The sequence below is a fragment of the Thermoanaerobacterium sp. R66 genome (assembly GCF_028895185.1).
In the GTDB taxonomy this organism is placed as follows: Bacteria; Bacillota; Thermoanaerobacteria; order Thermoanaerobacterales; family Thermoanaerobacteraceae; genus Thermoanaerobacterium.
The window spans coordinates 2319093-2332286 of record NZ_JAEUWW010000001.1; the positions used below are offsets into that span (position 1 = coordinate 2319093).

Here is a 13194-nt window from a genome sequence, read left to right on the forward strand (position 1 = left end):
ATTTTTTATGAAATACTAATTTTAGCAAAAATGTTTTGTTTAAAAAAGGAGGGCTAAATATTTATGTCTGTAGAAATTAAGTCGATGGATGGAAATACTGCTGCAGCGTATGCATCATACGCATTTACAGAGGTTGCGGCCATATATCCTATTACTCCGTCATCGCCAATGGCAGAGAGTGTAGATGAATGGTCTGCACATGGCAAAAAAAATATCTTTGGGGATACTGTCAAAGTGGTAGAGATGCAATCAGAAGCAGGTGCTGCAGGAGCAGTGCATGGATCATTGCAAGGAGGTGCACTGACTACTACATACACAGCATCACAGGGTCTTCTCCTTATGATACCAAACATGTACAAAATTGCAGGTGAGCTTTTGCCTGGTGTTTTTCACGTAAGTGCCCGTGCAATCGCTGCACATGCCTTATCAATTTTTGGGGATCATCAGGATGTGATGGCATGCAGGCAAACAGGATTTGCACTTCTTGCGTCGAATAGCGTTCAAGAAGTGATGGACTTAGGATGTATTGCACATCTTAGTGCTATCAAGTCAAGAGTCCCATTTTTGCACTTCTTTGACGGTTTTAGGACATCCCACGAGATAAAAAAGATTGAAGTTATTGATTACGAGGATTTAAAAAAGCTTGTAGATTATGATGCAATAAATGAATTCAGGAATAGAGCGCTAAATTCTGAACACCCGGTGGTAAGAGGAACTGCCCAGAACCCTGACATATACTTTCAAGGAAGAGAAGCAGCAAATAAATTTTATGAAAAGGTACCAGATGTAGTTGCATTCTATATGGAGAAAATAAAAGAATTGACAGGTAGGGAGTATCATTTGTTTGACTACTACGGGGCAAAAGATGCTGAATACGTAATAGTAGCGATGGGCTCTGTATGTGAGACAATTGAGGAAACGATTGATTATCTTTTGGGGTTAGGCGAGAAAGTTGGACTTGTAAAAGTTAGGCTTTACAGGCCGTTTTCAGAAAAACACTTTTTAAATGCTGTCCCAAGCACAGTCAAGAGGATAGCTGTATTAGACAGGACAAAAGAGCCTGGGTCTATCGGCGAGCCTCTATACCTTGATGTGGTGAAAGCATTTTTTGGCAAACAAGATAAGCCTATAATCGTAGGAGGCAGATACGGTTTAGGTTCAAAAGATACGACTCCTTCGCAAATCATAGCAGTGTATGAAAACCTTAAAAAGTACAATCCGATAGATAGATTTACGATAGGAATAAAAGATGATGTGACGATGACGTCTTTAGATGCAGGCAGATTAATAGAAACTGTGCCGCAAGGAACTGTAAGCTGCAAATTTTATGGCTTGGGCTCAGATGGGACGGTTGGTGCAAATAAATCTGCCATAAAGATAATCGGTGACAATACAAATCTTTATGTGCAAGGTTATTTTCAGTATGATAGCAAAAAATCAGGAGGAACTACCATATCTCATTTGAGATTTGGCCAGAAGCCTATAAAATCCAGTTATCTTGTGTATCATGCCGATTATATAGCATGCCATAACAAGTCTTTTATTTACAACTACGACATTTTAAAAGGACTAAAAAACGGTGGAACCTTTGTCTTAAACTGCCCTTGGAGTGAATCAGAACTTGACGAAAAACTTCCAGCATCTATGAAAAGATACATTGCCAAAAACAAGATAAATTTTTATACAATTGACGCCATATCTATTGCAAGAGAAGTAGGCTTAGGCGGTAGGATAAACATGATAATGCAGACGGTGTTTTTTAGGCTTATCAATATAATACCATTTGAAGATGCCATTAGGTACTTAAAAGAATCTATACAAAAGACTTACGGCAGCAAAGGGCAAAACATAGTCGACATGAATATTAAAGCTGTTGACAGGACATTGGAGTCTTTGCGAAAAGTTAATGTTCCCGCTTCATGGGAAAATGCCGTCGAAAATGAAGATTTTGTCAAGGATGAACCGGAATTTTTGACCAAAATACAAAAACCTATGGCCAAAAATGAAGGCGATGATTTGCCTGTAAGTGCTTTTTCAGGCATGGAAGATGGTACATTTCCATTGGGAACAACAGCATACGAGAAGCGTGGCATAGCCGTAATGATTCCGCAGTGGCAGATAGAAAAATGCATACAGTGCAACCAATGTTCATTGGTATGTCCTCACGCTGTTATAAGACCGTTTTTGTTAAACGATGAAGAAGTGAGAAATGCACCGCCTACTTTTGAGACCAAAAAAGCGGTAGGTAGAGGGCTTGAAGCGTTTCAGTATCGCATTCAGGTAAGTCCCTTAGACTGTACAGGATGTGGCAACTGTGCGGATGTGTGCCCAGCACCTGGAAAGGCACTTGTGATGATGCCAGCAGAGGGAGAAATAGAAAATCAGGTTGACAATTGGGAGTTTGCTGTAAAGATTAAGCCAAAAGATAATGTGATGGAAAAGACTACATTGAAAGGCAGCCAGTTTTGTAAGCCTCTCTTTGAATTTAATGGAGCGTGCCCTGGCTGTGGAGAGACTCCTTATATAAAGCTATTGACGCAGTTGTTTGGCGATAGGATGATAATAGCAAATGCTACAGGGTGTTCTTCAATATACGGCGGAAGCGCACCATCAATACCATATACAACTAATGATTTAGGCAAAGGACCTGCGTGGGCAAATTCTCTTTTTGAGGACAATGCAGAGTACGGATATGGCATATACCTGGCAAACAAGAAGATAAGGCAAAGGCTTGGGGAATTAATCTCTGAAGCGCTTAAAACTCAGATACCTGATGAATTGAAAAATGCTTTTGTAGAATGGCTAAACAATAAGGATGATGGTGAAGCATCTCAACTTGCATCAAGTAAAATCATAAATATAATTAGCCGTGAAAATTTAAAATCTAATAAAATAGTACAGGAGATATACAGACTGAAAGATTACCTTGTCAAGAAGTCCCATTGGATAATAGGTGGTGATGGGTGGGCGTATGATATAGGTTTTGGAGGGCTGGATCATGTGTTGGCATCTGGAGAAGATGTAAATGTGCTTGTGCTGGATACTGAAGTTTACTCAAATACAGGAGGTCAGTCGTCAAAATCTACACCTACAGCGGCTATTGCAAAATTCGCAGCATCCGGCAAAAAAATAAAGAAGAAGGATTTAGGTTTGATGGCTATGAGCTATGGATACGTCTATGTGGCTCAGATTGCCTTAGGGGCAAATATGAATCATACGGTGAGGGCAATTGCTGAAGCGGAGAAATATAAAGGCCCTTCACTTATAATCGCCTACTCTCCATGTATAAATCATGGGATAAAATCAGGAATGGGTACAAGCATTAGAGAAGAGAAAAAAGCTGTCGATGCGGGGTATTGGCATCTTTATAGGTACAACCCAGAGCTTAAAGCCGAAGGGAAAAATCCATTTATATTGGATTCGAAAGAACCGACAGCGTCTTACATAGACTTCTTAAAAGGCGAAATAAGGTATTCATCATTAGAAACACTTTTCCCAGATTTGGCGAAAAAGCTGTATGATGAGTCTTCAAAAGACGCAAAAGAAAGATTTGAAATCTACAAGTCTCTTTCACAACTTTAAAAAGTATGGCCTCGGTTGCTGAGGCCATACTTTTACTTTTCGTTTTCATCTACCCATTCTTTTGCGTTTATGACTTCTATTTCATTTGGGATAGGTACTTTTGCCTTGCTGGCATTTTCTTTAATATTCGCCCATGAGGCTGTTTCATGCTTTTCAATAGGTTCTTTATAATATTTTTTGCTTTTTCTTATCATAATATCAACTCCTTAAAATGTAGTATAATCATTGTGTATTATTTTATTATGCAAATTTTAGGGGGTTTTTACATGATTATAAGAGGTCATCATCTTTTGTGTATGTTAGGCTTTAAAGGCTTGGGATATGATGAGGAATTTATCAAAAACATGGATAAAGTCGTTGAAAAGCTTAAAAATGACGATGATGTGTTGATAAAGCTTGTGGATAGTGTGGATAACATTTGCGAGAAATGCCCCAATAATTTCTCTGGCGTGTGCAAAAATGAACATCATAAAGACAGCATTAAAGAGATGGATGATGCTGTGCTCGAAAGCATTCAAATAAGACCCGGAGAATCAATGAAATATAGCGAGATTGCGACCAATATAAAGTTATTTATGACTGAAGATATTATGAATGATATATGCCGTAATTGTACTTGGAAAGGATATGGATATTGTGTGGATGGATTGAAAAATTTGAGATGATTAGAAATGTTGGTATTTTTTTAATTGTGATTTGATGTTAAAATAAAATCAAAAGGAAAAAAGGAGGAAGTGGAAATAATATGACAGTAAGGAGTTTTTTAAAATTAGTTGAGATACAGACGAAGGCTGCCAGCGTGACACCGTTTATGTTGGGAACTGTATATGCACTGTATGCTTTTCATGAATTCAAAGTTGTTAATTTTTTAATTATGTTTATTTCCCTAATATCGTTTGATATGGTTACTACCGCAATTAATAATTATATGGATTATAAAAAGGCAAATAAAACTTACGGGTATAATTATGAGAAGCACAATGCAATTGTAAGGGACAATCTATCCGAGACAACTGTTGTAATAACTATAGTTGTACTTCTTCTTATAGCATCTGTGTCAGGATTTGCACTGTATTTGCGTACAAACTTAGTAGTGCTTCTAATCGGCATGATGTCATTTGCAGTTGGTATTTTGTATTCATTTGGACCTATACCTATATCCAGGATGCCATTAGGGGAGATTTTTTCAGGCTTTTTTATGGGATTTGTGATTGTATTTTTATCTGTTTTTATCCATGTGTACGACAAAAATATAGCTTATGTTACATATAGCGATGGCATTTTGAATGTATGGTTTAATGTGCTTGTTGTACTAAAAATTTTCTTCATGTCGTTACCGGCGGTGATGGGGATTGCCAATATCATGTTGGCAAACAACATATGCGATATTGAGGACGATTTAGAAAACAGGCGCTATACACTGCCTATATACATAGGAAAAGAAAAAGCCCTAAAATTATTTAAGGCTTTATACTATATTTCATACATCGACATAGTGGCTCTTGTGATTTTAAAGGTGCTGCCTTTATTGGGGCTTATTGTATTGTTGACATTTGCGCCTGTAAATAAAAATATAAGAAAATTTTACAAAGCCCAGACAAAGAAAGATACATTTCCACTGTCTGTCAAAAATTTTTTGATTATTAATGTTGTAGAGATAATCGCTATAGGGCTGGGATTACTTCATTGATTCTGCTATTTTTAATAATTGCTCTTCTGAAATGCCTGCTGCTTCCATTTGGTATATAATATCATCTTCTATCCAGACTATTTGGAGATATTTCACGCTTTTTTCTTTGTCTTTATTTAAAGTATTTGCATCTTTTAAATAGTACGACACTATAATACCTTTATTTTTATTAATTGTGGTGTAATCCAGTTTTTCTCTTTTTGCTGATTCTGGTATGTCTAATAAATTTTTTAGATCTATTGTACCCGCGATTTGGCTTTTTAAATAATACGGTAAAAAAGGCAAACTTGATACAGCGTATTTAACTTTGTTTTTATCAACTCCAGCTGGAACGTCTATTTTTGGAATTTTTCTAATTTCAAAGCTAAAATTTATTGAACCCGGAAAATTATATTCATTACTATTATCCATGTGAATATATACTATTTTATAAAAATCTATTCTGAAGTTTTTACCTTTTAAGTTTTCTGGGAATACATTATTGTTTTTATATGATTTTATAAGTTTATTAATAGCATCTATATTTAACTTAAATTCGATTATTTGATTTCCATAAATGCTACTTTCTATCTTATTAAGATTGCTCAGAATGTTATTTTCCTGTGGCAGTTTGAAATTATAATTTACGTCAGATTTGAGCTTGTATAAATCGTTTAGTTCATATTCATATTTTTTTTCTTTATCATCTTTATTTACCTTTAGATACCCTAAGTGTTTGAGATCAATATATTTATTTCCATCTTCAGATAATTGTAACATTATTTTATTAAAATAGTCAGGTGATATGTAATCAGTCTGGTAATCATATGTTCTTAAATTGTTTAAAAAATTCCTAGTATTTGGGAATATGGACAACAATGCTATAACAACAGCAAATCCTATTCCTATTAATGCAGTTCTATGTTTTTTAATCATAAATTAATTTCCTTTCTATGTATTTATGGTATTAAAATAAGGCAGATAAGAAATATCCGTTATTTCTTATCTGCTAGTATTGTTAAAGAACTTTATAAATGATGTAATCAGATGATTATTACAAATCTCTTTTTTCAAATTTCCTTGTTCCGTAATACAGCAAAAAACAGATATAGAAGGCGATATACACAAACATGGCAGGACTTGGCTGTGAAGTACCGCCAAAAGGCCCTTGGGCAAGAAAGCTTAAGCCTGTATTTTGAGTGAGAAGCTCTGCATTCATCTTTCTAAATATCACATCTGTAGGTAAAATTAAGCTTGTGATAATACCAACATTTGAAAGACCTTGACTTGTCGCATCTGTGAAAAATGATCCCATTTGTTCGAGAATGCCACCTATCATTGCGATGCCGTATGTCATGACAGCTAAAACACCTGTATTTACAGTTGACATTATTGAACTTGAGGCGACTACTAATGATAAAAGGACTACTGGACCAAGGTCAAAAAAGAATAATGCACGGAAGACGTTTCCTAATCCTAAGTATACTTTCGTGCCAAAAGCGATATTAAGTCCTATTACTGAAAGAAACAACAATGTGCTATATACAGTGATAATTATGCTAAGCCCTATAAATTTGCCAAGCACGTATTCATGCCTCTTTAGAGGTTTATACAGTAAGGCATATATAGCACCACTTTCAACATCGCCTGACACAGCACCTACAGATGTAAGTACTATCAAAAATGCGATTATAAAATTTGAAAAGTAAAGCCCTGCTGAGAGAAGCTGTGATTCAAGTAATATCTTAGCTATGTTTGGCGTATTGTTTATAACTTGATTGTTGTTATGAAAAGCTAAACTTAATCCATAGCCATAAATAAAAAGATATCCTACTGTAAGTATTGCAATTAGGAGGAATGCACGCTTTTTAATCATCTCTTTGATGGTGTATTTCGTTATTGTCAGCATACATCCTCATCCTTTCCAACTATATTTATAAACAGATCTTCCAATGAACTTGTTTTTGAATCCAATTGATACAGTTTTGCACCGGAATCTACCACAATTTTTGCAATCTCAGGAATACTGTCTTTATCTTTTACTTTAAATGTAAGTTTGTCACCTTTTAATACAATGTCATAGGCTAGATTAGATATCTTTTCGATTAATTGGCTGTCATAATCTGATATAACCATCTCTACATAGGTATTTTTACTTAATAAGTTTTCAAGCTTTCCCTCTGCTATTACATGCCCGTGATTTATAATTGCGACTTCATCGCATACCATTTCCACTTCACTTAATAAGTGACTGTTTAAAAATACCGTCTTGCCGTCGTCTTTTAGTCTTTTTATTATCTCTCTAACATCTATTCTACCAACAGGATCAAGGGCTGATGTGGGTTCATCTAAAAAGATTACTTTTGGATCATTTAAAAGTGCTATTGCAAGTCCTATCCTTTGCTGCATTCCTTTGCTGTAATTTTTTACTTTTTTATTTTCATGTCCTTTAAGCTTGACCAGTTCAAAAAGTTCTTCAATTTTTTTATATGGGTTTTTCATTTTGCATAATTCTGCATGAAATTTCATCAATTCTTTTCCTGTCATCCAATCATGATATTTAAAGTTTTCAGGAAGAAATCCGATTTGCCTTTTTGATTCTATAGTGCCGATGGTAAAGCCATTGATCCAAGCAAAACCAGAGGTGGGGTATAAAAGCCCTACCATAGTTTTTACAAATGTGCTTTTTCCAGCACCGTTCGGACCGAGAAATCCAAAAACCATGCCACTATCGATAGAGATGTTTACATCTTTAAATCCGCCTTTGCCATCAAACTGTTTTGTAAGGTTTTGAGTCTCTAGTATCATTTCATCACCTCATTGATTCTGCTATTTTTATAAGCTCATCTGGTGAAATATTGTTTCCGCTGAACAAATATATTACACCATTATCATTTAATGCAAGATTTGAATATACCTCTAAAATATCGGAACCTTGGAATTTTTTTGATATTACAATTCCTTTGCTGCCGTTTATAGTAACATCTTTTATATCATCTGTATCTGACACAGGAAATGGTATTGTGGTTTTCCAGTCTTTTATGCTGGCTATTTGATTTCTAATGTCGTCTGGAATGAATGGCATATTTATGACAGCATCTCTTACTTTTTCAATATCGACACCATCTGGTACGATTATTTCAGGGGTTTTCATTATATCAAGTCCGTAGCTTATATTTTTTGGAGAATCTGATTCATTTTTATCTATAGAAGATATATGCACACTATTGCCTAAAATTATTTTAAATGTCTTTTCATTTAAGTTCTCTGGCAGCAGCTTATTTCCTCCGAATGTCTTTATTAGATTATTTATCTTATCTACATTTAATTTAAATTCAACAGTTTGGCCTTTCTCTACATAAATGCTGTCTCTTAATTTGAAGTTGTCCACATCTTGAGGGATTTTAAAATTGTAGCCAACATATGATTTTATTTTATCCAAGTTGTTTTTACTAATTTCTTTGGATGAACCATAGTCACCAATTACTTTAATATCGCCGTACTGCTTTAGGTCGATTTCTTTATTTCCTGCTTGATAGAATTTATTTTTTATATCTTGTAAATCATCAGGTGTTATTGCTACAGCTTTAAAATTATTAAGTCTAAACAAGCTTAAAATCTCGGCTTCTGCTTTTTGAACAGGTGGCAATGCTATTGATGCTGCAATTACTGCTGCCGCAGCGGATACTGCTATATATTTTTTGTATTTTCTAAACATATTAAATACACCTCTTTCTTTTTTATTGATCTTTTTATTTAGATTTTCCCACGCTTCATTGAGATCGATGGAACTCGTCTTTAAGGCGTTATCTAAAAAGCTATTTAAATTTTTAAGCTCATTAAGCTTGGCTGAACACTTTTCGCATGTATCAAGATGTTTTTTTAGCTGTTCTTTTAGTGATTCATCTATTTCACCGTCTAAGTATGATTGCAATATTCCTTCATCGAAGCACATGTGCTACACCTCCTTTTCATAAAGCTCTTTAAATTTCTTATGGGCTCTTGCTACAGTTGCTCCAACAGACGATTTTTTTATTCCAAGTGATATGGAAATTTCTTCATAACTGTAACCTGAGTGTTTCAGCACGAGACAAAGCATATCTCGCTTATCCATTTTAGACAAAACTTTTCTAACTTTGTCTATCTCTATTTTTTCAATTGCTATGTCCTCAGGTGATATCAAATCGTCATTAAACTGAGATACTTTTATTTCCCTTGACTTAAGGTTCTTTTCTGAGCGGATGAAGTTTAGTGCTTGATTAATAGCCACTTTCGACAACCAGCCTCCTATATTTTCATCGCTGTGGGGAGGGTTTTTAATTAACTTGATAAAAACTTCCTGTGCAATGTCTTGTGCATTGTCATCATCATTTATGATAAGAGCTATTTGTCGATAGATCTTAAAGTAGTATTTTTCAAAGATATCTTTGAATGAATCAAGTATTTTGAACACCTCCCACATGAAACTTACACTATATAAACACACCAGAGAGGAATTTTGTGACACAAAAAATTAGTACTTTTGGACAGTTGACAAATTTATGTAATAGTCTATTATAGTTATTAAGAGAATTACCGGTAAGCTATCGGGCATCAAAAGTAAAGTCAAACAATGCATTAAAGATTTAAGAAAACCTTCAAAATACAATGATTATAATACTTGCAATTTGATTTTCAAAATGTGTTTTTGCACGATAAGTATAGAGCTTTATAGTCTAAATGCGTGTACCATAAAATTTTGGATGTCAATAAAAATTTAGGAGGTTTTTTTATGAAGCACTTTTTTATAAAACTATTAGCGGTTGATCAAATGAAAGAAAAATATATTTGTGTAAGATGAGGATATGTTGTTTAAATAACTATGGTATATTCCTTTAAAAAATATGGAGGTGAGCGTTTTGAGAGTAGAAGCTTATAATACGTATGCATCAATAATTTACCAAGGCAATAAAGTTAACAAAAGAATGCCTAACTTTGCGCCACAAGACAGTTTATATGCAGAGAGTCTAAACGACGAATCTAAACAGCTTAAAAATGTATATTATGACGTGAGTGAATTTAACCCTTTGAATTTTTTAGGTACAACATACACAAATTCAAAAGCTATTGAATCAGCACAAGTTCAAGAAAATTCTATTAACTTAACACCCGGAACCACAGTAAGCCTTGGTGAATATTCTGGGCAGGATGTTGTATTGCATGTTGGTGATAGTTCTATTAGCATGTTTTGGGGTTCAAATCCGATAGGCAGTGATTATAGCAAAAGAATCACGGATTATATAAATCAGATGATAAATTATGCTGTTGATAAATACGGATTCCCTGACATGTCAAAATTAACGAAAGAACAAGTCGCTCAACTTTGGAAAGTTGAAAAGAATCAACAAAATGTTATATATAAATTAGGGGGACCAGAAGAATATGATTATTTAACCAAAATAGGCGGTGCAGTAGACTGCTTAATACGTGTAGCGAATGGCCAAATGCCAATGGCTTCGTTAAGTCATGACGTGTATGAAAAAATCAAAACAGGTTTGGATAAAATGGGGATAGATACTTCAAGACCATTTTATGTTAATGGACAGAAATTTGTATTTTCAGATGACGGAGTTTTGAGATATGCTTAACATATACTTTGTAGGAAAAGCCTGACGGATGCCGTTGGGCTTTTTTTATCACTACAAACACTATCCCCTACCCAAACATATAATGTATTGTACTTCTATTTGTAATATGTTCTTTTTAAATTTGCCTATATTATATCATTAATTGTTTAAGCTGTGAAGCGGTGCAGGGATTCTTCCGCCTCTTTCTATGAAATCTTTTGGCGAGAAGCTGTTTACTTTCATAACAGGTGCATGGCCTAAAAGACCGCCAAATTCTACGTAGTCGCCTTCTTTTTTGCCGGGAGCTGGAATGATTCTTACAGCAGTCGTCTTCTTGTTTATCATGCCTATTGCCATTTCGTCGGCTATTATGGCTGATATGGTCTCGTAAGGTGTGTCACCTGGAATCGCGATCATGTCAAGCCCAACTGAGCATACGCACGTCATGGCTTCAAGTTTTTCTATTGATAAAGCACCTGCCTCAACAGCTTCTATCATTCCGGCATCTTCGCTTACAGGTATGAATGCACCACTTAGACCACCGACGTACGATGATGCCATGACGCCGCCTTTTTTTACAGCGTCATTTAAAAGTGCCAGTGCCGCTGTGGTACCATGTGAACCGCATTTTGAAAGTCCCATTGACTCAAGTATGTTTGCTATACTATCGCCTATTTCTGGCGTTGGAGCCAAAGATAGATCGAGAATTCCAAATGATGTATTTAACCTTTGCGCTGCAAGACGTCCTATGAGTTCACCGGCACGGGTAATCTTAAATGACGTCTTTTTTATTGTCTCAGATATTTGACCGAAATCGGCGGTTTTTGGAAGTTTTGAAAGAGCTGCTAATACAACACCTGGTCCGCTTACACCTACGTTTATGACGCATTCACCTTCACCGACGCCGTGAAAAGCGCCTGCCATGAATGGGTTGTCTTCTGGCGCGTTGCAAAATACTACAAGCTTTGCAGCACCTATGCCGTCGTTTTCTTTTGTCCGATATGCCGTATCTTTTATGATTTTTCCCATCAATGCTACCGCGTCCATGTTTATGCCTGCTTTAGTCGTTGCTACATTTACAGATGAACAAACTCTTTCTGTTTCACTAAGAACCTGTGGGATTGAATTTATAAGGTTTAGGTCGCCATCTGTAAATCCTTTATGTACTAAAGCAGAATATCCGCCTATAAAGTTTACGCCTACATTTTTTGCAGCTTTATCAAGTGACGAAGCTATTTTAATAAACTCATCTTTTTCAATATTGTCTGCAACGATAGCGATAGGCGTCACAGATATGCGCTTGTTGACAATAGGGATGCCGAATTCAGATTCTAATTCTTCGGCTACCTTTACGAGATTTTCGGCTTTTCTTGTGATTTTATCGTAGATCTTTTTAGCGATTGTGTCTGCATTGTTTCCTGAGCAATCTCTTAAACTTATGCCCATAGTTATTGTCCTTATATCAAGCTTTTCCGATTGAACCATCCTTATAGTTTCTTCTATTTCTTCAAAAGCAAAGCCCATTTTAATCATTCCTTTCAATAAAGCATCTGTCTACAATCTGTGCATTGCTCTAAATATGTCTTCTTTCTGAATGTCGATTTTGACTCCAAGATTTTCGCCTAAATTTTTAAGTTCTTCTTTTAATATGTTAAAGTCATTTGAAGAATTTTTTATATCAACTATCATGATCATCGTAAATATGTCTTTTAATATCGTCTGGCTGATGTCTAAGATATTTATGTTGTTTTCGGCTAATAATTTTGATACATTGTAAATTATTCCTACTCTGTCGACACCGATTACGGATATAATGGCTTTTTGTTCGCTCATGATAAACACTCCCTCCATATTTGTACATAGTATACTATATGATGAATTTTCGCGCAATACATATATGATAATAAAATCTCAAAGAAATAGGACGGGGAATGAAGCATATCCCCGCCTTATATCATTTTTGAATTATGTTTGTGGCACCGCATTGTTCCATTGTCTCTCTTATTTTAGACAGTTCTTTCTTAGGTGCTTCCACTGTAATGAGTATTCCGGATTCGGCGTCATCAGTATAGAAGTCCGTATAAGGTCTTTTTTCACCTAAGCCTTCTCTTTCAGACTTTATATCTATAGCATTGTCAACCATAAAGTCCATATCCTGCACAGATTTTTTCATGTCTGTTATGATCATATCTTTTCGATCGAAACCCATCTTTTTCAAACTGTCAACTAATGCGCTTGCCATATCTTGAGTAGGCAAAACAGCAGTTATTTTCATAAAAACACCTCCACATTCTAATATTCCACACAATAGATGATTTAATTATAAAATGCGTTTTC

General features: G+C 35.2%; 13 protein-coding genes. 4 read left to right on the plus strand and 9 right to left on the minus strand.

Going from position 1 to position 13194, the window contains the following annotated elements; all coding sequences use genetic code 11:
* Nucleotides 1-63: 63 nt before the first annotated feature.
* Nucleotides 64-3582: a pyruvate:ferredoxin (flavodoxin) oxidoreductase gene (gene nifJ / locus JJQ93_RS11600; RefSeq protein ID WP_274893883.1), complete on the plus strand. Its 3519-nt coding sequence runs from the start codon at nt 64-66 to the stop codon at nt 3580-3582.
* Nucleotides 3583-3614: 32 nt separating this feature from the next.
* Here nifJ and JJQ93_RS11605 read toward each other — a convergent pair whose 3' ends face one another.
* Nucleotides 3615-3776 (minus strand): CDIF630_02480 family spore surface protein, encoded by a 162-nt coding sequence (locus JJQ93_RS11605; RefSeq protein WP_013787058.1) that lies wholly within the window; start codon nt 3774-3776, stop codon nt 3615-3617.
* A 72-nt stretch (nt 3777-3848) separates the two neighbouring features.
* Here JJQ93_RS11605 and JJQ93_RS11610 point away from each other — a divergent pair, with 72 nt between their 5' ends.
* Complete coding sequence (locus JJQ93_RS11610; protein WP_085112779.1) at nt 3849-4247, plus strand: DUF1284 domain-containing protein; 399 nt, start codon at nt 3849-3851, stop codon at nt 4245-4247.
* 80 nt (nt 4248-4327) lie between these two features.
* Entirely contained in the window at nt 4328-5272 is a 945-nt protein-coding gene (gene menA, locus JJQ93_RS11615; protein WP_274893885.1) for a 1,4-dihydroxy-2-naphthoate polyprenyltransferase, read from the plus strand.
* On the opposite strand, the gene JJQ93_RS11620 is transcribed toward menA, so the two are convergent.
* From JJQ93_RS11620 to JJQ93_RS11640, 5 genes are all read right to left on the minus strand, one after another.
* Entirely contained in the window at nt 5261-6187 is a 927-nt protein-coding gene (locus JJQ93_RS11620; RefSeq protein WP_150200800.1) for a hypothetical protein, read from the minus strand. The genes menA and JJQ93_RS11620 overlap by 12 nt on opposite strands.
* A 118-nt stretch (nt 6188-6305) precedes the next feature.
* Nucleotides 6306-7160 (minus strand): ABC transporter permease subunit, encoded by an 855-nt coding sequence (locus JJQ93_RS11625; RefSeq protein ID WP_209453849.1) that lies wholly within the window; start codon nt 7158-7160, stop codon nt 6306-6308.
* Nucleotides 7154-8059 (minus strand): ABC transporter ATP-binding protein, encoded by a 906-nt coding sequence (locus JJQ93_RS11630; protein WP_274893886.1) that lies wholly within the window; start codon nt 8057-8059, stop codon nt 7154-7156. The genes JJQ93_RS11625 and JJQ93_RS11630 overlap by 7 nt, the downstream gene beginning before the upstream one ends.
* Before the next feature lie 4 nt (nt 8060-8063).
* On the minus strand, nt 8064-9206 hold the full coding sequence (locus JJQ93_RS11635) for a DUF2275 domain-containing protein (protein ID WP_085112775.1): 1143 nt from the start codon (nt 9204-9206) through the stop codon (nt 8064-8066).
* 3 nt (nt 9207-9209) lie between these two features.
* A complete protein-coding gene (locus JJQ93_RS11640; RefSeq protein ID WP_150200842.1) occupies nt 9210-9704 on the minus strand; it encodes an RNA polymerase sigma factor SigX in 495 nt (164 codons plus the stop codon).
* A gap of 445 nt (nt 9705-10149) precedes the next feature.
* On the opposite strand from JJQ93_RS11640, the gene JJQ93_RS11645 reads away from it, so the two are divergent.
* Nucleotides 10150-10878 carry a hypothetical protein gene (locus tag JJQ93_RS11645; protein ID WP_096231635.1) on the plus strand — a complete coding sequence of 243 codons (729 nt, stop codon included), beginning with the start codon at nt 10150-10152 and terminating at the stop codon, nt 10876-10878.
* Between the two features lie 138 nt (nt 10879-11016).
* Here the strand turns inward: JJQ93_RS11645 and JJQ93_RS11650 are convergent, their stop codons facing one another.
* The 3 genes from JJQ93_RS11650 to JJQ93_RS11660 all read right to left on the minus strand — a co-directional run bounded on the left by JJQ93_RS11650 (nt 11017) and on the right by JJQ93_RS11660 (nt 13132).
* Nucleotides 11017-12381: a PFL family protein gene (locus JJQ93_RS11650; RefSeq protein ID WP_085112774.1), complete on the minus strand. Its 1365-nt coding sequence runs from the start codon at nt 12379-12381 to the stop codon at nt 11017-11019.
* Between the two features lie 30 nt (nt 12382-12411).
* A complete protein-coding gene (locus tag JJQ93_RS11655; protein ID WP_085112773.1) occupies nt 12412-12690 on the minus strand; it encodes an ACT domain-containing protein in 279 nt (92 codons plus the stop codon).
* Between the two features lie 121 nt (nt 12691-12811).
* The gene (locus JJQ93_RS11660) at nt 12812-13132 is read right to left on the minus strand and encodes a hypothetical protein (protein ID WP_045408803.1); all 321 of its coding nucleotides are present in this window, start codon (nt 13130-13132) and stop codon (nt 12812-12814) included.
* Nucleotides 13133-13194: the final 62 nt, after the last annotated feature.

Bases quoted from the DNA above. Each gene is read 5' to 3' on its own strand.
- nifJ (WP_274893883.1), top strand. From the start codon at position 64: ATGTCTGTAGAAATTAAGTCGATGGATGGAAATACTGCTGCAGCGTAT.
- JJQ93_RS11605 (WP_013787058.1), bottom strand. From the start codon at position 3,776: ATGATAAGAAAAAGCAAAAAATATTATAAAGAACCTATTGAAAAGCAT.
- JJQ93_RS11610 (WP_085112779.1), top strand. From the start codon at position 3,849: ATGATTATAAGAGGTCATCATCTTTTGTGTATGTTAGGCTTTAAAGGC.
- menA (WP_274893885.1), top strand. From the start codon at position 4,328: ATGACAGTAAGGAGTTTTTTAAAATTAGTTGAGATACAGACGAAGGCT.
- JJQ93_RS11620 (WP_150200800.1), bottom strand. From the start codon at position 6,187: ATGATTAAAAAACATAGAACTGCATTAATAGGAATAGGATTTGCTGTT.
- JJQ93_RS11625 (WP_209453849.1), bottom strand. From the start codon at position 7,160: ATGCTGACAATAACGAAATACACCATCAAAGAGATGATTAAAAAGCGT.
- JJQ93_RS11630 (WP_274893886.1), bottom strand. From the start codon at position 8,059: ATGATACTAGAGACTCAAAACCTTACAAAACAGTTTGATGGCAAAGGC.
- JJQ93_RS11635 (WP_085112775.1), bottom strand. From the start codon at position 9,206: ATGTGCTTCGATGAAGGAATATTGCAATCATACTTAGACGGTGAAATA.
- JJQ93_RS11650 (WP_085112774.1), bottom strand. From the start codon at position 12,381: ATGGGCTTTGCTTTTGAAGAAATAGAAGAAACTATAAGGATGGTTCAA.
- JJQ93_RS11655 (WP_085112773.1), bottom strand. From the start codon at position 12,690: ATGAGCGAACAAAAAGCCATTATATCCGTAATCGGTGTCGACAGAGTA.
- JJQ93_RS11660 (WP_045408803.1), bottom strand. From the start codon at position 13,132: ATGAAAATAACTGCTGTTTTGCCTACTCAAGATATGGCAAGCGCATTA.